Annotated in this window: 16 protein-coding genes; 12 read left to right on the top strand and 4 right to left on the bottom strand. The window is 73.0% G+C overall.

Annotated elements, in window-relative coordinates:
- The first annotated feature begins 119 nt into the window (after positions 1-119).
- Together AC07FY_RS13805 and AC07FY_RS13800 are read left to right on the top strand one after the other, a co-directional pair.
- Positions 120-683 (top strand): sigma-70 family RNA polymerase sigma factor, encoded by a 564-nt coding sequence (locus AC07FY_RS13805; protein ID WP_479005019.1) that lies wholly within the window; start codon positions 120-122, stop codon positions 681-683.
- Positions 680-1,924 carry a maleylpyruvate isomerase N-terminal domain-containing protein gene (locus AC07FY_RS13800; RefSeq protein ID WP_479005016.1) on the top strand — a complete coding sequence of 415 codons (1,245 nt, stop codon included), beginning with the start codon at positions 680-682 and terminating at the stop codon, positions 1,922-1,924. The genes AC07FY_RS13805 and AC07FY_RS13800 overlap by 4 nt, the downstream gene beginning before the upstream one ends.
- 56 nt (positions 1,925-1,980) lie before the next feature.
- Here AC07FY_RS13800 and AC07FY_RS13795 read toward each other — a convergent pair whose 3' ends face one another.
- A complete protein-coding gene (locus AC07FY_RS13795) occupies positions 1,981-3,669 on the bottom strand; it encodes a class I adenylate-forming enzyme family protein (protein ID WP_479005013.1) in 1,689 nt (562 codons plus the stop codon).
- A gap of 136 nt (positions 3,670-3,805) precedes the next feature.
- Here AC07FY_RS13795 and AC07FY_RS13790 point away from each other — a divergent pair, with 136 nt between their 5' ends.
- The 4 genes from AC07FY_RS13790 (at position 3,806) to AC07FY_RS13775 (ending at position 7,852) form a co-directional block, all read left to right on the top strand.
- A complete protein-coding gene (locus AC07FY_RS13790) occupies positions 3,806-5,017 on the top strand; it encodes an amidohydrolase family protein (protein WP_479005011.1) in 1,212 nt (403 codons plus the stop codon).
- Positions 5,017-6,174, top strand: coding sequence for an acyl-CoA dehydrogenase (locus tag AC07FY_RS13785; protein WP_479005009.1), 1,158 nt, complete (start codon positions 5,017-5,019; stop codon positions 6,172-6,174). The genes AC07FY_RS13790 and AC07FY_RS13785 overlap by 1 nt, the downstream gene beginning before the upstream one ends.
- A 5-nt stretch (positions 6,175-6,179) precedes the next feature.
- Positions 6,180-7,076, top strand: coding sequence for an acyl-CoA dehydrogenase family protein (locus tag AC07FY_RS13780; protein ID WP_479005479.1), 897 nt, complete (start codon positions 6,180-6,182; stop codon positions 7,074-7,076).
- A gap of 311 nt (positions 7,077-7,387) precedes the next feature.
- Positions 7,388-7,852: an ATP-binding protein gene (locus tag AC07FY_RS13775; protein WP_479005006.1), complete on the top strand. Its 465-nt coding sequence runs from the start codon at positions 7,388-7,390 to the stop codon at positions 7,850-7,852.
- A gap of 242 nt (positions 7,853-8,094) precedes the next feature.
- Here the strand turns inward: AC07FY_RS13775 and AC07FY_RS13770 are convergent, their stop codons facing one another.
- Positions 8,095-8,820: a hypothetical protein gene (locus tag AC07FY_RS13770; protein WP_479005003.1), complete on the bottom strand. Its 726-nt coding sequence runs from the start codon at positions 8,818-8,820 to the stop codon at positions 8,095-8,097.
- Positions 8,821-9,077: 257 nt separating this feature from the next.
- Here AC07FY_RS13770 and AC07FY_RS13765 point away from each other — a divergent pair, with 257 nt between their 5' ends.
- A complete protein-coding gene (locus AC07FY_RS13765; RefSeq protein WP_479005000.1) occupies positions 9,078-9,671 on the top strand; it encodes an MBL fold metallo-hydrolase in 594 nt (197 codons plus the stop codon).
- A gap of 115 nt (positions 9,672-9,786) precedes the next feature.
- Here AC07FY_RS13765 and AC07FY_RS13760 read toward each other — a convergent pair whose 3' ends face one another.
- A complete protein-coding gene (locus AC07FY_RS13760; protein WP_479004997.1) occupies positions 9,787-10,713 on the bottom strand; it encodes a cyclase family protein in 927 nt (308 codons plus the stop codon).
- Between the two features lie 108 nt (positions 10,714-10,821).
- On the opposite strand from AC07FY_RS13760, the gene AC07FY_RS13755 reads away from it, so the two are divergent.
- Genes AC07FY_RS13755 through AC07FY_RS13745 form a run of 3 tightly spaced genes read left to right on the top strand, consistent with a single transcriptional unit; the run spans position 10,822 to position 14,068 of the window.
- On the top strand, positions 10,822-11,733 hold the full coding sequence (locus AC07FY_RS13755; RefSeq protein ID WP_479004995.1) for an SDR family NAD(P)-dependent oxidoreductase: 912 nt from the start codon (positions 10,822-10,824) through the stop codon (positions 11,731-11,733).
- Between the two features lie 17 nt (positions 11,734-11,750).
- The gene (locus AC07FY_RS13750; RefSeq protein ID WP_479004993.1) at positions 11,751-13,004 is read left to right on the top strand and encodes an acyl-CoA dehydrogenase family protein; all 1,254 of its coding nucleotides are present in this window, start codon (positions 11,751-11,753) and stop codon (positions 13,002-13,004) included.
- On the top strand, positions 13,001-14,068 hold the full coding sequence (locus AC07FY_RS13745; RefSeq protein WP_479004991.1) for a Zn-dependent alcohol dehydrogenase: 1,068 nt from the start codon (positions 13,001-13,003) through the stop codon (positions 14,066-14,068). Before AC07FY_RS13750 ends, AC07FY_RS13745 begins: the two co-directional genes overlap by 4 nt.
- A 90-nt stretch (positions 14,069-14,158) precedes the next feature.
- Here AC07FY_RS13745 and AC07FY_RS13740 read toward each other — a convergent pair whose 3' ends face one another.
- Positions 14,159-14,776 carry a flavin reductase family protein gene (locus AC07FY_RS13740; protein WP_479005476.1) on the bottom strand — a complete coding sequence of 206 codons (618 nt, stop codon included), beginning with the start codon at positions 14,774-14,776 and terminating at the stop codon, positions 14,159-14,161.
- Positions 14,777-14,980: 204 nt separating this feature from the next.
- On the opposite strand from AC07FY_RS13740, the gene AC07FY_RS13735 reads away from it, so the two are divergent.
- Positions 14,981-15,811 (top strand): hypothetical protein, encoded by an 831-nt coding sequence (locus AC07FY_RS13735; protein ID WP_479004988.1) that lies wholly within the window; start codon positions 14,981-14,983, stop codon positions 15,809-15,811.
- Positions 15,812-15,821: 10 nt separating this feature from the next.
- Positions 15,822-16,568 carry a hypothetical protein gene (locus AC07FY_RS13730; protein WP_479004985.1) on the top strand — a complete coding sequence of 249 codons (747 nt, stop codon included), beginning with the start codon at positions 15,822-15,824 and terminating at the stop codon, positions 16,566-16,568.
- The last annotated feature ends 50 nt before the right edge of the window (positions 16,569-16,618 follow it).

Here is a 16,618-nt window from a genome sequence, read left to right as displayed (position 1 = left end):
AACCCTCCGCCACGCCCCTATCACGCAGGGCCCACTTCTCAGGTGACCTTCCCGCAAAACAGGCGCGATCGGCCCGGTGCCCACTACATTCGATGCGTCGACACACGGCTGGGGGCACGATGCCTAAGGACGTACCACCGCGCTGGGACCGCCGCATGCAGCAGCGCCTCGCCCGCGGCGAGGCCGCCGCACTCGGGGAGTTGTACGACCGCTTCGCCTCGCTCGTGCACAGCCTGGCGCACCGCGTGCTGGGCGACGAGAAGGCCGCGGACCGGATCACCCGCGAGGTCTTCGGCTACATCTGGGAGAACCCGGACGCCTACGACCCCAAGCAGGGCTCGATGCGCTCGTGGGTCGCCCGCATCACCCAGGGCCAGGCCGTGGCCCGGCTGCGCCAGGCCGAATTCGGCCGCGGTTCGCGCGAGGAGCTCGAGCAGAAGGTGCGCAGCGCCAACGCCGCGGCCCGCGCGGACTACATCGTCACCTCCATGCCCGCGCCGCTGCGTGCCGCGCTGGAACTCGCGTACTTCAAACGGCGCGACTACCGGCAGGCCGCCGCCGACCTCCAGATCAGCGAGGACGAGGCGCGGCGCCGGCTGCGGCTCGGGCTCCAGCTGCTGTCGACCGCCAACGCCCTCCCGCAGGAGGACACCGCCCCGCCCGGATATGGAACGTCACGATGAACGGCCCCGCCGAGTGGCCCGAGGACGGATACGAGCGCCCCGCGGGCCCGGCCCGGATACCCGGACCGCGCGGCGCCGCCGACGACTTCGACCCGCGGAACGCGCCGCCGGTGCGGCCACTGCCGCCGCCGGCCGCGGAACCGCCCTCGCACGCCGTACTGAAATCGCTGCTCGGCGCGTGGGCGCTGGCGGCGTGCTCCGCGGAGGAGACGCAGGCGGTGGAGGACCACCTCACCGAGTGCGCGCCCTGCGCGGAGGAGGCGCTGCGGCTGCGCGACGCGGTCGGGCTGCTGCACCCGGAGGAGAACCTCGACCTGGGGCCGCTGCTGCGTTCGCGGGTGCTGGAGGACTGCCTGGGCAAGCGGCCGGCCCGGATCCCGGTGCCGGCGTGGGCGAACCCCTACGACACCGAGACCGCCCGGCTGGACGCGCTGCTCCAGGACTTCGGGGACTCCGAGTGGCACACCCCGGTCCGGCTGAAGTGGTTCGAGGAGGAGCGGCGCAGGACGCGGCGGACGACGGTGGCGGGCGTGATCGGGCACCTCCTGGCGGTGGACGGCCTGGTGGCCACCGCGTTGGGGCTGGACGACCCGCTGGGCCGGGAGGGTCCGGTGGCCGCGGGTCCCACGGAGCGGTCGGAGCACTTCTGGCGCGCGTCGGCCTACCCGACCACGCGGAAGGTCCGCGACCCGTGGCGGGAGCAGGGGCACACGCTGGTGCGCACCGTCTCCTTCGCGGGCCGGGGCGTGGCGGAACTGGCCGTGGACTACGGTGACTTCGCCCTGCCGTTGGGGGACGCGTTCCTGGAGCGGGCCTTCGAGTGCTGGGTGCACGCGTGGGACATCGCGGAGGCGGTGGACTACCCGTACGAGCCGCCGTCGGGTCCGCACCTGCACCGGATGATCGACTTGGCGGCGCGCCTGCTGCCGGGCGCGCTGGCGCAGCGGCGCCGGGCCGGTCTGGCGGCGCCCGCGGCGGGTCTGGTCGCGGCGGGCACGCCGGGGCGGACCCTGCACCTGGAGATCGAGGGCGCGGGTGGCGGCGGCTGGGACATCGCGCTGGACTCGCCGGGGGCCGTGCCGTCGGCCGACCGGACGGTGGCGGAGATCGCGCTGGACCAGGTCGAGTTCTGCCAGCTGGCCGCCGGGCACATCTCCCCGGAGGAGGCGGCGGGCCAGCACGGCGACCGCGAGGCGATCCGCGACGTCCTCTTCGCCGCCGCGTCCCTGAGCCGCATGTAGGGGCCCCGCGCCTCGCACGGGGGGTCGGGGGCGGAAGCCCCCAGCCCCCGCCGCGGCTACGCGAAGCGCTCGCGGAGCCGGTACTTCAAGACCTTCCGCAGGGCCTCGTTGCGAGGCAGCGCGTCCAGCACCTCCAACTGCTCCGGCAGCTTGTGCGTCGCCAGCCCCGCCCCCCGCAGGTACGCCGTCACTTCCGCCAGGGTCAGCGGCGCCACCGCGCCCTCCGGCTGTTCGACCACCGCGCACACCCGCTCCCCCCGCTCCGGGTCGGGAAGTCCGATCACGGCCACGTCGGCGACTCCCGGCAGTTCGTGCAGCAGGTCCTCGATCTCCTTCGCCGAGATGTTCTCGCCCTTGCGGATGATGACGTCCTTGCCGCGCCCGGTCAGCACTAAATACCCGTCCTCCGTGAGGTGCCCCAGGTCGCCCGTGATCAGGTAGCCCTCCGCGTCGAAGGCGTCCGCCGCCCCCGGCGCGTGCTCCCGGTTCAGGTAGCCCCGGCAGACCGCCTCCCCGCGCAGCCGGACCTCCCCGTCCACCCCCGCCGGCAGCGCCCCGCCGTCCGGGCCGGTGATGCGGATGGACATGCCCGCCGGCGGCCGGCCCTCGGTGGTGGCCAGGTGCTCGGCCGTGTCGTCCGGGTAGCCCATGGTGATCATGGGGACCTCGGTCATGCCGTAGCCGTGCGTCAGCTGGCAGCCCATCTCCCGGACGACGGCGTGGTAGATCTCCGGGGGCTTCGGAGCGCCGCCGCCCGCCAGGAGGCGCAGGGTGGGGATCAGCGGCACGTCCGGGGCCTTGCGCTGTTCCGCGAGGAACAGGGAGTAGAAGGCCGTGGAGCCGCCTGCCACGGTGACCCCGTGCCGGCGGTAGCCGTCCAGCGCGTCGGGCATCGCGAATTTCTCGAAGAGGACCGCGGGGAAGCCGTACAGCAGCAGCATCACGGTGTAGTCCGGCCCCGCTATGTGCGCGAAGGGGAAGGCCATCGAGCCGACGTCGGCCGGGGTCGGCCGCAGGGCGTGCGCGAGGCAGGAGCCGCCCGCGATGAGCGAGCGGTCGGTGTGCAGGACCCCCTTGGGGTCGGAGGTGGTGCCGGAGGTCCAGTAGATCCACCGCACGTCGGTCCCCGATGCGGGAGGCGGCGGCAGCACGGAGGGATCGCCGTCCGGGAGGTCGCGGTACGCCTCGAAGACGCCGCGCGCGCCGAGCCGCGCGGCCATCGCCGCGTGGTCGAAGCCCCGCCAGACGCCCGGGACGGCGAAGAACTCGGCCTTGGACTCGCGGAGCGCGAAGCCGACCTCCCGGTCCCGGTAGAAGGGGATCACGGGGGACTGGACGGCCCCGATGCGGGCGAGCGCGGCCGAGAGCAGGACCGTCTCGATGCGGGTGGGCAGCTGCCAGGCGACGACGGTGCCCGGGCGCACTCCCCTGGCGTACAGGCCGGCGGCGGCCCGTTCGGAGCGGTCGCGCAGCTCCCCGAAGGTCAGCCGGCGGTCGTCGGCCGGGTCCGGCGCGGCCTCGATGAGGACGGTGGCGTCCGGGGTCAGGGCGGCGCGGCGGGCGATCAGTTCCCACAGGGTCGTGGACCGGCTCAGTTCGATCGCGGTGCGGGTCGTCGCACCGGTCGCGTCCGTCGCGTCCGTCGTCCCGGTGCCCTTCGTCCAGGCCCCCGCAGTCTCCGCGGTCCCTGCTGTCCCTGCCGTCCCTGCCGTCCCCGTCCCCGTCCCCGTCCCCGTCCCCGTCATCCCAGACCTCCCATGCCCGACCCAGACATCTGACGGATAGTCAGGTCCAGTGCAGAGCGTAGGGCGCCGGCGCTTGTCGGTCCAGGGGTGGCGGGGCTAGCTTGTTTCTGACGATGCATCAGATCGAGGAGACGGCATGGGACTGGAACTGCCACGGATCATCAGCGTCGACGACCACGTGATCGAGCCCGCGCACCTCTTCGACGTCTGGCTCCCGGCGAAGTACCGGGACCGCGGTCCCAAGGCGCTCACCGCGGGCATCGGCGAGCTGGAGTACACCGGCGGCAAGTACGTGATCACCATGGATCCCGACGGCCCGCCGACGGACTGGTGGATCTACGAGGACCTGAAGTTTCCGTACAAGCGCAACATCGCCGCCGTCGGGTTCGACCGCGACGACATGACGCTGGAGGGGATCACGCGCGAGGAGATGCGCCGGGGCTGCTGGGACCCGGCGGCGCGCCTCGCCGACATGGACCTCAACCACGTCGAGGCATCGCTGTGCTTCCCCACCTTCCCCCGGTTCTGCGGCCAGACCTTCGCCGAGGCGCGGGACAAGGAGGTGGCGCTCGCCTGCGTACGCGCCTACAACGACTGGATGGTCGAGGAGTGGTGCGGCGACAGCGGGGGCCGGCTGATCCCGCTGTGCATCATCCCGCTGTGGGGCGTCGAGCTGGCGGTCGCCGAGATCCGGCGGAACGCGGCCCGCGGGGTGCGCGCGGTGACCTTCTCCGAGATCCCGACCCACCTCGGGCTGCCCTCGATCCACTGCGGCTACTGGGACCCCTTCTTCGCCGTCTGCCAGGAGACGGGCACGGTCGTCAACATGCACATCGGGTCCAGCTCCCAGATGCCCGCGGCCTCCCCCGACGCGCCGCCCGCCGTGCAGGCCGCGCTCAGCTTCAACAACGCGATGGCCTCGATGATGGACTTCCTCTTCAGCGGGGTGCTGGTGAAGTTCCCGACACTGAAGCTCGCCTACAGCGAGGGGCAGATGGGCTGGATCCCCTACGCCTTGGAGCGCGCGGACGACGTCTGGCGGGAGCACCGCGCCTGGGGCGGGGTCCGCGACCTGATCCCGGAGCCGCCGTCCACCTACTACTACCGGCAGATCTTCTGCTGCTTCTTCCGCGACAAGCACGGCATCGCCTCGCTGGACGTGGTGGGCCGCGACAACGCGACCTTCGAGACCGACTACCCGCACGTGGACTCCACCTTCCCGCACACCAAGGAGGTCGCCCTCGACCACGTGGAGGGCCTGGACGAGGAGACGGTCTACAAACTGATGCGCGGCAACGCCATCCGCATGCTCGGCCTGCCCCTCGACCGGGACCGCCAGGGCCGCTGATGGACCTGACCTACACCGACGAGGAGCGGGACTTCCGGGCCGGGCTGCGCGAGTGGCTCGCCAAGACGCTGCCCGAACTGCCGGCCAAGCCCTCCCCGGACGACTGGCCGGGCCGCCGGGCCTACGACCTGGGCTGGCAGCGCAGGCTGTACGACGCCGGGTACGCGGGTCTGCACTGGCCCCTGGACGCGGGCGGCCGCGGCGCCACCCCGACCCAGCACCTGATTTTCCTGGAGGAGACCGAGCGCGCCGGCGCCCCGTACGTCGGCGCCAACTTCGTCGGCCTGCTGCACGCCGGCCCGACCATCGCCGCCGAGGGGACGGCGGAGCAGCGGGCGCGCTGGCTGCCTCCCGTCCTGCGCGGCGAAGAGGTGTGGTGCCAGGGCTTCAGCGAGCCCGGCGCGGGATCCGACCTGGCCTCGCTGCGCACGCGCGCGGTCCGCGACGGCGACGAGTACGTGGTCACCGGTTCGAAGATCTGGACCTCGCACGCGGAGGTCGCCGACTGGTGCGAGCTGCTCGTGCGGACCGACCCCGGGGCCCCCAGGCACCGCGGCATCTCCTGGCTGGCCATGCCCATGGACGCACCGGGCGTCACGGTCCGCCCGCTGCGCACACTGGCCGGGTCGGCGGAGTTCGCCGAGGTGTTCCTGGACGAGGTGCGGGTGCCGGTCGCCCACCGGGTCGGGGCGGAGAACGACGGCTGGCGGGTCACCATGGTCACGCTGTCCTTCGAGCGGGGCACCGCCTTCGTCGGGGAGGTCGTCGCCTGCCGCCGCACGCTCGGCGAACTGGCCCGTACGGCGAAGGCGAACGGACGCTGGGACGACCCGGTGCTGCGGCGCCGGCTGGGGCGGCTGTACGGGGAGTTCGGCGCGCTGTGGCGGCTCACGCAGTGGAACGTCAGCGAGGCCGGGCGGTCGGCGGGCGGCGTCCCCGGCATCGGCGGCTCGGTCTTCAAGCTCGCCTACTCGCACGCGCGGCAGGAACTCTACGAGGCCGCGGCGCAGGTGCTGGGACCGCTGTCCCTGTCGCTGGACGAGGAGTGGACCCTGGACCGGCTCTCCTCGCTCTCGTACACGATCGCGGCGGGCACCTCGCAGATCCAGCGGAACATCGTCGCCGAGCGGATCCTCGGCCTCCCGAAGGGCCGGTGAGCGCGGTGGACTTCCAGCCGACCGAGGAGCAGCGGGACCTGCGGGCGGGCGTACGGGACCTGCTGGCGGGCCGTTACGGGCGCGAGGCCCTGCGGGCGTCGGTGGACTCGGGCGGGTGCGTGGACCGGGAGCTGTGGCGGGAGCTGGGCGCGGCGGGCTTCTTCGCGCTGCGGCTGCCCGAGTCCGAGGGCGGGGTGGGGCTCGGGATGCCGGAGGCGGTGATCGTCTTCGAGGAGGCCGGGCGGGTCCTGCTGCCCGGTCCGCTGGTGGCCACGCACCTGGCGGCCGGGGTGGTCCCGGGGGCGGCGGCCGGGACGGCCGTGGTCACCGCCTTCGACCTGGGCGGCGGCCTGGTCACCTACCTGGCGGAGGCGGACGCGGTACTGGGCGCCGCCGCACCGCCGCCGGGCTCCCCGGTCCGCTCGGCGGATCCGCTGACCCCCCTGCACCGGGTCGGCCCGGCCCCGGTCCCCTCCGCCTTCCTCGCGCCCGGGGCGCTGCTGACGGCCGCGCTCCAGGTCGGGAGCGCCCTGCGGACGCTGGAGCTGGCGGTGCGGTACGCGGGGGAGCGCGAGCAGTTCGGGCAGCCGATCGGGGCCTTCCAGGCGGTCAAGCACCTGTGCGCGCGGATGCTGGTGCGGGCGGAGGTGGCCCGTACGGCGCTCTACGCGGCGGCGGTGACCGAGGACGCGGCGGAGGGCGCGGCGGCCAAGCTCCTCGCGGACGAGGCCGCGGTCGCCAATGCCCGGGACTGCCTCCAGGTGCACGGGGGGATGGGTTTCACCTGGGAGGCGGACGTCCACCTGCACCTGAAGCGGGCGTGGCTGCGGGCGGAGCAGTGGCGGACCGCGACCGAGGCGGAGGAGCTCCTGGCGGCTGAACTGCTGGGTTCGGCGCCGTAGCCGACTGTTACGGGACGGGAGGCGCGGGACGCATGTCCGATTACAGAGAGTTGATATCGGTTTGTGTCCTTCGCTCTTCCGCTTACGGACCGGAGTCGGGGGGTCGCTCCGGTACGCTCCCACGAATGCGAGCGGTTGAGCGGCGCAGGCGTCGCACAGTATGCACCACGCCCACTCCTTCGCGCGGGAATATGCCCGAAGCGCTTGTTGTGGTGACTGTATGTCAACCATGCTGCTCCACAAGGGGATCACGGTGGGTGATCCCATCCTGTCGCGAGGCGAAGTGTCCGCCGGTTCGGATGGTGTGAGCGGTGCAGGTGCTTCAGGTTCAGCTGGAGGTAGGACCGGACCCCGCCGAGGTCGGCCGGGCGCGCCGGTGGGCCCGGAAGCGGCTGGCGGGGTCGGGCATAGGGGAGGACGAACCGCTCGCGGAGACGCTGATCCTGCTGATCTCCGAGCTGGTCACGAACGCCGTCGTGCACACGGGCTGTCCGGCGGTCCTGCGGATGCTGTTCGGGGGGCCCGGGGTGCGCGTCGAGGTGGCGGACGCGAGCGACCGCGCGCCCGCCCGACGGCAGGCGGCCGGCGACGACACCAACGGGCGCGGCCTGGAGCTGGTGGACGGCCTGGCGGACCGCTGGGGCTGGCAGCGCGAGGGCGCGGGCAAACGGATCTGGTGCGAGGTCGACCGGGCGGAGAAGTCGGCCTCGGACGGGGCCGTGGACGGCCCGCCCGGAATTCACCCCGTGATGCGGGAACCGCGCGTGTACCTCTAACGAGGTGTTGACGTTCCGTCACATCTTGATCACCCTGGTGGGGAGCGATTCGACGCGAGGGGACGCCAAGGGCACGCCTTGACGAGTGCGGGTCGCGGGGTGGCGGCTGCCGTGCCGCGCTCGGGGCGTGCACGCGCACCGCCGCCACCCGAGGTCTTCCCCGGTGCCGCACGCACGGGCGCCACCGGACGGGACGGCCCTCCGCCGGTGGGGCGCAGGGGCCGTGCGTCGCGGGCTCGGGGTTACTTGTCGGCGCAGATCACGTCGTACGGGCGGCCGACCGCCATGGTCAGTTCCATCGGCTCGCTCGTGCCCGCCGGGCACTCGGCCTTCGTCTTCACCAGGCCGAGCACCTTGTACGCGCTCGAGCCGCCGGTGGCGCAGGCGACTTCCTGCGCCTGGTCGGTCACGCAGTCGCCCTTCACCAGCTGGCCGCCGCCCGCGCCCGGGTCGCCGGGGTGGTCATCGGACAGGTTGCGGCCGCAGACGGTGTTGGTGGGGATGCCGCCCTTCTTACTGCTGCCGTAGGTGATGCTCACCTCGATCATCACGTCGGTGCCGGGCGGGCACTGGATGGCGCCGGGGAACATGCTCGCGTCCTTGATGTCGACCGCCTTGAAGGTGGCGCCGGGGGCGGAGCACTTCTGCGGGCGGAAGCCGTCGGGCTGGTTGTCCGGGTCGGGACCGCCGCAGTCGCCCACCTTCCAGGAACTGGAGGTGTCCGAGGAGGACTCCGGGTTGCCGGGCTCGGAGGGCTTGGCGGACGGGGACGCCGTGGCGGCAGCCGAACCCTTGGCCTTGCCCTCGTCCTTGCCCAGCCACTGGGAGGCGCCGTAGATCCCCGCGATGACCAGGGCGACGGCCAGGAAGCCGGCCACTCCGCCGTTCGAGCGGCGCGCGGGGGGCTGGGGCTGGGGCTGGGGCGGGGGCGGGAACGGGGGCGGCGTGGCCTGGTAGGGGTTGGACATGGGGTGTCTCCTGGCGTGAAGGTGAGGGCTGCGGTCCGGCGTCCGAAGCGGCGCGATGGGGGACGCGTCATGGACACCTCATGGTTCCACGGGGTCGGGAGAGCGGATCACCCTGGTCCGCATGCTGGGAGGCGCGCCCGAGCGGCGGCCGGGCGGCGCGGCCGGACCACCGGCCCGAGGCGGCGTGGCACGAAACCCGCGATCACCGGCAGAAGAGCCACTCGTGCGGGTGGGGGGCCGGGCGGGAGGGTGGGGGCATGACAGAGCAGCCCCTCGGCCGCGGCGCCGAGTTCACCGTCCTGACCACCGGCTACACCACCTCCACCGGACCGGGCGTCGCCGCCACCGTCTCCTACGTCTCCGACGGGGACCGGCACGTGATCGTCGACCCCGGCATGGTGGCCCACCGCGACCGGATCCTCGGACCGCTCGCCGAACGGGGCCTGGCGCCCGAGGACATCACCGACGTCGTGCTCAGCCACCACCACCCCGACAACACCATGAACGTGGGCCTCTTCCCCCGGGCGCGGGTCCACGACCACAAGGCCGAGTACCGCGACGACCAGTGGACCGACCGGGACGCCGAGGGATACGAACTCACCGGCTCGCTGCGCCTGATCCGCACGCCCGGCCACAGCGCCGAGGACATCACCCTGCTCGCCGGCACCGCCGAGGGCGTGGTCGCGTTCGTCGGCGACCTGTGGTGGCGCCCCGACGGCCCGGCCGAGGATCCCGTGGCCCCGGACCGGGACCTGCTGCGCCGCTCGCGCCGGCGGGTCCTGGGGGTGGCCGACGTGATCGTCCCCGGACACGGGCGGCCGTTCCCGGCGGGGGACGGGGCGCCCCTCTAGTGCTGTGGCCGGAACCAGGTCCTGCCGGCAAGAGCAGCGCGGGCCGGGCGGGACGGTGACGACAGGACCCGGGACACGCCCTGAGGCGCCCCGGACGCGTCCTGAGGCGCCGGCGTCACAGGACGGCCACCGGGGCGACCGGGGTGCCCGTGCCGCCGACGAACGGCTCCGGCATGGCCGACAGGAGGAAGGCGTAGCGGCCCTCTTCCGCACAGGCTGTGGACAAAGTCTCGAGGTTCCAGTTCTGGCCCTGCAGCATGCCCATCTCGACCAGGTCGAGCGCGTGCACCGGCAGCCACAGGTTCTCGATCTCCGGCGGGAAGATCTCGAAGGTGAGCGTGTCGTTCGCGACCGCCGCCACGTCCCGCGCGTGGAACCACTCCGGGGTGCGGACCGACAGGCCCGGGGACGGGAAGCCGTAGCCGTGCTTGTCGCCCGCCAGGTAGACCTGGACCTGTCCGGTGCGCACCAGGACGATGTCCCCGGCGCGGACGGCGACCCCGCCGAACTCCGCCGCCTCGTCCAGGTCTTCCGGGGTCACCGCGTGCCCGCCGGGCAGCCGGTCCAGGCCCTTGGCGCGCGCCACGTCCAGCAGGACGCCGCGCGAGACGACGGGCCCCGCCGTGTCGATGCCGCTGAACTCCGAGCGCGCGTGCGCGGTGATCGAGGATGCCGGGCGGCCGTTGTAGATCTTCCCCGAGTGCGAGACGTGCGTCAGGGCGTCCCAGTGCGTGCCCGCCTGGAGGCCCATGGTCACGGCGTCGTCGCTGCACGCCACCGTGCCCGGGCCGAAGAGCTCCTGGTTGATCTGCACCATCGTGTGCAGCGGGTTGACGCGGCCGGGGATCATCCCGACCTGCACCCCGTCCTCCTTCAGGGGCAGCGCCAGCGGGATGCGGCGGCCGGTGCGGATCTGTTCGGCGGCCGCCCTGACGACTTCGTCGGTGACCAGGTTCAGGGTGCCGAGCTGGTCCTCGGCGCCCCAGCGCCCCCAGTTGTTGACGCGCTGGGCGATGTCGTGGAACTCGGCGGGCAGTGACATGGGCCTCAACAGCTCCTCGGGTGGAAACGGCAACGAGGTCTTGTGCCGGTGCGGCGTACTCCCCATAGAATCTAACGGTCCGTCAGAAAACGCGGGAAGGGGCCGGGCGTGGGGAACTTCTTGACAGGCAAGGTCGTCGCCGTCACCGGCGCCGGCCGGGGCATCGGGCGGGCCGTGGCACTCGCCGCCGCCGCCGAGGGCGCCAAGGTCGTCGTCAACGACTACGGAGTGGGCATCGGCGGCGGGGAGCCCACCAGCGAGATAGCCGAGGCCGTGGTGAAGGAGATCCTCGCCGCGGGGGGCGAGGCCGTCGCCGTGGCCGACGACATCTCCACGATGGCGGGCGGCCTGCGCGTCGTCGACACGGCGCTCACCCGCTACGGGCGCGTCGACGGCGTCGTGTGCGTGGCCGGCATCCTGCGCGAGCGGATGCTCTTCAACATGTCCGAGGAGGAGTGGGACCAGGTCGTCGCCACCCACCTCAAAGGCACCTTCACCGTCTTCCGCGCCGCCTCCGCCGTCATGCGCCGGCAGGGCTCGGGCACCCTCATCGGCTTCACCAGCGGCAACCACCAGGGCTCCGTCGCCCAGGCCAACTACAGCGCCGCCAAGGGCGGGATCATCTCCCTGGTCCGCTCCGCAGCGCTCGGACTGGCCAAGTACGGGGTGACCGCCAACGCCGTCGCACCCGTCGCCCGCACCCGCATGTCCGCGAACGTGCCCATGGAGCTCAAGGAGATCGGCGAGCCCGAGGACGTGGCGGCGCTCGTCACCTACCTCCTCGGCGACCGGGCCAGGGCGGAGGAGATCACCGGGCAGGTGTACACCATCGCCGGGCCGAAGATCGCCGTGTGGGCGCAGCCGCGCGAACTGCGCGCCGGGTACGCCGAGGGCTCCTGGACACCGGAGAAGATCGCCGACTTCCTGCCCGGCACGGTCGGCAAGGACCCGATGCCGATGCTCGCGCAACTCAAGGCCATGGCCGAGGCGGCGGCCGCCAAGGACCGCCCCAACGCCTAGGAACGGGGGAAGCGGCAGTGGATTTCGGCTTCGGGACCGAGGACGAGGAACTGCGCGCACGCGCCCGCGCGTGGCTCGCCGAGCACCTCGTGGGCCCGTACGCGCGGGCCCGCGGCCTCGGAGGGCCGGGCAGCGAGCACGAGGGGGTGGCGGCGCGGCGGGAGTGGGAGCGGGAACTCGGCCGGGGCGGTTGGATCGGGCAGGGCTGGCGGGCCGAGGGGTACGGCAACCGCCGGCTCTCCCTGACCGGGCAGGTGGTGTGGGCCGAGGAGTACGCGGCGCTGCGCGCGCCCGGCCGGGTCGGCCACATCGGGGAGAACCTCCTCGCGCCCACGCTCCTCGCCCACGGCACCCGCGAGCAGTGCGACCGCTACCTGCCCGGCATCGCGCGGGGCGAGGAGCTGTGGTGCCAGGGGTACAGCGAGCCGGGCGCCGGCTCCGACCTCGCGGGCATCCGTACGGCGGCGGTGCGGGACGCGTCCGACGGGCTCTTCCGCGTCACCGGCCAGAAGATCTGGACCTCCCTGGCCCGGGACGCCGACTGGTGCTTCGTCCTGGCCCGCACCGAACCGGGCTCACGGCGCCACCGGGGACTGTCGTTCCTGCTCGTACGGATGGACCAGCCGGGCCGGATCGACGTGCGGCCGATCCGGCAGCTGTCGGGGACCTCCGAGTTCAACGAGGTCTTCTTCGACGGGGCGGTGGCCGCCGAGGCCGTGGGCGCCGAGGGCGACGGCTGGAGCGTCGCCATGGGCCTGCTCGCGCTGGAGCGGGGGGTCTCGACGCTCGTCCAGCAGATCGGCTTCGCCGCGGAACTGGAGCGCGTGCTGGCGGCGTACGCGGCTTCGGGCGCCCCGGATCCGGTCCTGCGGGCCCGCCTCGTGCGGCAGTGGGCCGAGCTGCGCACGATGCGCTGGAACGCGCTGCGGACCTTGGGCACGGCGCCGGGCCGCGCGGGCGGCGGTGCGGGGGTCGGCGGGGGAGCGGGGGGCGGCGGCGCGGAGGCGGGGGTGGGTGCGCCGAGCGTGGCGAAACTGCTGTGGGGCGGGTGGCACCGGCGGCTCGGCGAGCTGGCGGTGGAGGTCCGCGGCGCGGCGGCCGCGGCCGGTGCGGAGCCCTGGGCGCCGGAACTCCCCTACGAACGCGGCCTCGACGAGGCGCAGCGGCTCTTCCTGTTCACCCGGGCCGACACGATCTACGGCGGCTCGGACGAGATCCAGCGCAACATCATCGCCGAGCGCGTGCTCGGCCTGCCGAAGGAGTCCGGGTGAGAGGCGTCGTGTTCGACGGCAAGCAGGCCCAGGTGGTCGACGACCTGGAGATCCGCGATCCGGGGCCGGGAGAGGTGCTGGTCGCGATACGGGCGGCCGGGCTGTGCCACAGCGACCTGTCGGTGATCGACGGCACGATCCCCTTCCCGCCGCCGGTGGTGCTCGGGCACGAGGGCGCGGGGGTGGTCGAGGCGGTCGGGACGGGGGTCGCGCACGTGGTGCCCGGCGACCACGTGGCGCTGTCCACCCTCGCCAACTGCGGGGCCTGCGCGGACTGCGACCGGGGACGGCCGACGATGTGCCGCAAGGCGATCGGGATGCCCGGGCAGCCGTTCTCGCGGGGCGGGAAGCCGCTCTTCCAGTTCGCCTCCAACTCGGCCTTCGCCGAGCGGACGGTCGTCAAGGCCGTGCAGGCGGTGAAGATCCCCGCCGACATCCCGCTGACCTCGGCGGCCCTGATCGGCTGCGGGGTGCTGACCGGGGTGGGTGCGGTGCTGAACCGGGCGAAGGTCGACCGGGGGGAGTCGGTGGTCGTGATCGGCGCCGGCGGGATCGGGCTGAACGTGCTCCAGGGGGCCAGGATCGCGGGCGCCACGACGATCGTGGCGGTCGACGCGAACCCGGCGAAGGAGGCGGTGGCCCGGCAGTTCGGGGCCACCCACTTCATCGACGCCTCGGCCGTCGCGGACTCCTCGGCGGAGGTGAGGCGGATCCTGCCCACCGGCGCCGACCACGCCTTCGAGTGCGTGGGCAGCGTGAAACTGATCCGGCAGGCCGTCGACCTCCTCGACCGGCACGGGCAGGCGGTCCTGCTCGGGGTACCGGGTTTCACGGAGGAGGCGTCGTTCCTCGTCTCGTCCCTGTACCTGGACAAGACGATCATGGGTTGCCGGTACGGGTCCTCGCGTCCGCAGCGTGACATCGTGCTCTACGCGGACCTCTACCGGCAGGGCCGGCTGCTGCTGGACGAGCTGGTGACGGAGGTCTACCCGGTGGAGGACTTCGCCAAGGCCGTGGACGACGCCCACCACGGGCGGGTGGCGCGCGGGGTGCTCACGTTCTGAACGGCGGGGCGGGCGGGGCGGGCCGGGTCGGGTCGGGTGGGGCGCCGGATTCCGGGCCGCCCCGCCTCCCGGTGAGGCGGCGCGCTCGGCTCAGTGCGCCAGCCGCCCGAAGCGGCCCTTGTGGAAGAGCAGGGGGTCTCCCTCGCCCGCCGCCCCCATGGCCACGACCCGCCCCACCACGATGAGGTGATCGCCGCCGGTGTGGACGGCGTGGATCCGGCAGTCGATCCAGGCGGGCACGGCGTCGAGCCGGGGCGACCCGGTGACGGGGGCCGGGCCGTGGTCCACTCCGGCGAACTTGTCCGCGCCGCTCACGGCGAAGGACCGGCACAGCTCGCCCTGCTCGGCTCCCAGGATGTTCACGCAGAACACCCCGGCGCGGGCGATCCGCGGCCAGGTGGTCGACGTACGGGCCACCATGAACGTGACCAGGGGCGGGTCCAGGGACAGCGAGGCGAAGGACTGGCAGGCGAAGCCGGCCGGGCCCTCCCCGTCCGCGCCGGGCGGCGCCGTGACGACGGTGACCCCACTGGCGAAGTTCCCGAGCACGGCCCGGAACTCGGCGGGGGAGACCGGCGCGCGCTCGTCCGCGCCGACGGCCCGCAGATCGGGGCGCGGCAGGGCGTCGACGGACTCGGGTCCCTGCTCCGGCGCGGCGGAGGTGGGGGAGCCGACTGACCTGAGGTACCGGACGACGGTGGCCGCCATCCCTGCGTGTCCCATCACACCTCCGATTGAACCTGACGGTTCGTCAGATGGGAAGGGGGGTCGGCGGGCGCCGGGGCCCGCGGCTGCTCCAGAAGGGCTTGTCGGGGTGAATTGCCTTATACACAACGAGACATGACCTCTCGTCACGTCGATACGCGCGCCTGTGTACAGTCGTCGCCAACGACAAGGACGTCGGGGGCTGGGATGAGCATGGGGAACGGTTTTCGCAACCGCGCCGAGCGGATCGCCCTGGGTGCGATGGCGACGGCGGGCGTCGGGGTCCTGCTCGCCGACCTCCTCGGCTGGCTCGACAAGATGGCCCCCGGCGGCACGCTCCCGAAGATCACCCTGCTCATCCTGAGCACGGTCACCCTCTTCCTCCTCATGGAGTTCGACCGCCTGAAGGTGCTCGACACCATGAACGCCCAGGTCTCCCGGCTCGACATCGACGGCATAGAGGGCCAGCTCCGGCGCGAGCGCTACGACGGCGTGACCAGGGTCCACCCGCGGTTCCCCGAGGCGGCCTTCCTGGAGCTGCTCAAGGACGCGCGGTGGGAGGTGTCCATCCTGCAGACCTGGATACCCAACCTCGAACAGCTGAAGACCGAGCTCACCAGGGCCGTCGCCGAGCGCCGGGTCGAGGTGCGGATCCTGCTGCTGCACCCCTCCTCGCTGGTGGCGGACCTGCGGGACCGGGCGCTGCAGATCGGGGAGCCCGGCCGGGGGGTGGACGTCAGGGGCAGCCTGCACCTCCTGAAGTCCGTCTACGACGACCTGCCGCCGCAGCTGCGGCACAGGCTCCAGGTGCGGGTGTACAACTCCCTGCCGTCGATCGCCGTGTACAAGGCCGACGACCGCTACCTGGTCAGCTCGTTCCTGCACGGCCGCCTCGCCATCCAGTCCACCCAGCTCGAGGTCGACGGGTGCGGGACGGCGATGGGCCGGGAGGTTCAGGGCGAGCTGGACAAACTGTGGGGCATCGGCAGGGACGTCGACCTCCGCGACTGGCAAAGATCCATCGACACCATGAATTAGGGGTAGGGCCGTGGAAGAACTGGACCGGTTCGAGGACGAACTGATCGCGCGGTACGCACACCACCCGGTACTGGCGAACGTCGGGCGCCTCTCGGAGGAGGACTTCGCCGCCGTCCTCCTCCAGCGGCGCTTCCTCTCGCTCGCGTTCACCCCGGTCTACGACCTGGCGATCGACCTCCTGCGGGACGAGGAGGGCCTGCGGGTCGCCCGGGTCATCCTGCGCGAGGAGTACCCCGACAGTCGCGGGATGCGCTCGCACCGCGAGGACATGACGTCGGACATGTACCGGCTCGGCGTCTCCCGGCAGGCCCTCGTCCACACCAGGCCGACCGCGGCCACCAAGCACGCCGTCGACGCCACCTTCGGCCTGATCGCCGACGCGGGCACCCGGGAGGACGCCGACCTGCGGGTGCTGACGATCCTGCGGTTCTGGGGCGAGATCCTGGTGTCCGTCGAGTACGGGCGGCTGTGGGAGCGGATGGAGCCGCTGCTCACGGAGGACGGGGAGAACGTCTCGCGCTTCTACTACCCGCACCACTCGCACGACGCCAAGAGCGAGTCGCTCGCCCGGGCGGACCTCCTGGCCACGTCGCACGCCGACCGCCTGGCCACCCGAGTCCGGGCGTTCCTCGCCGGCGGGGGCGAGGCGGCGGCCGAGTCCTTCCGCGAGATGGAACGGCGCTCCCTCCAGATCAAACTCGACTTCTACGACCAGTTCCTGCCGGCCCTGGAACGGGCCGGGGTGCGGGGCGGCTGAGGCGCGGGCGGGGTCTCGTCGCGCCGTCGCGTCCGGACGGGTGAACCCCC

Source organism: Streptomyces sp. NPDC045967 (genome assembly GCF_056430495.1).
The sequence above is the reverse complement of the archived record's forward strand: the minus strand, read 5'-3'. Positions and strand labels throughout refer to the sequence as shown.

What these genes read in the sequence shown, in the direction of transcription:
- AC07FY_RS13805 (WP_479005019.1), top strand. Translation starts at nt 120, where the DNA reads ATGCCTAAGGACGTACCACCGCGCTGGGACCGCCGCATGCAGCAGCGC.
- AC07FY_RS13800 (WP_479005016.1), top strand. Translation starts at nt 680, where the DNA reads ATGAACGGCCCCGCCGAGTGGCCCGAGGACGGATACGAGCGCCCCGCG.
- AC07FY_RS13795 (WP_479005013.1), bottom strand. Translation starts at nt 3,669, where the DNA reads ATGACGGGGACGGGGACGGGGACGGGGACGGGGACGGCAGGGACGGCA.
- AC07FY_RS13790 (WP_479005011.1), top strand. Translation starts at nt 3,806, where the DNA reads ATGGGACTGGAACTGCCACGGATCATCAGCGTCGACGACCACGTGATC.
- AC07FY_RS13785 (WP_479005009.1), top strand. Translation starts at nt 5,017, where the DNA reads ATGGACCTGACCTACACCGACGAGGAGCGGGACTTCCGGGCCGGGCTG.
- AC07FY_RS13770 (WP_479005003.1), bottom strand. Translation starts at nt 8,820, where the DNA reads ATGTCCAACCCCTACCAGGCCACGCCGCCCCCGTTCCCGCCCCCGCCC.
- AC07FY_RS13765 (WP_479005000.1), top strand. Translation starts at nt 9,078, where the DNA reads ATGACAGAGCAGCCCCTCGGCCGCGGCGCCGAGTTCACCGTCCTGACC.
- AC07FY_RS13760 (WP_479004997.1), bottom strand. Translation starts at nt 10,713, where the DNA reads ATGTCACTGCCCGCCGAGTTCCACGACATCGCCCAGCGCGTCAACAAC.
- AC07FY_RS13740 (WP_479005476.1), bottom strand. Translation starts at nt 14,776, where the DNA reads ATGGCGGCCACCGTCGTCCGGTACCTCAGGTCAGTCGGCTCCCCCACC.
- AC07FY_RS13735 (WP_479004988.1), top strand. Translation starts at nt 14,981, where the DNA reads ATGAGCATGGGGAACGGTTTTCGCAACCGCGCCGAGCGGATCGCCCTG.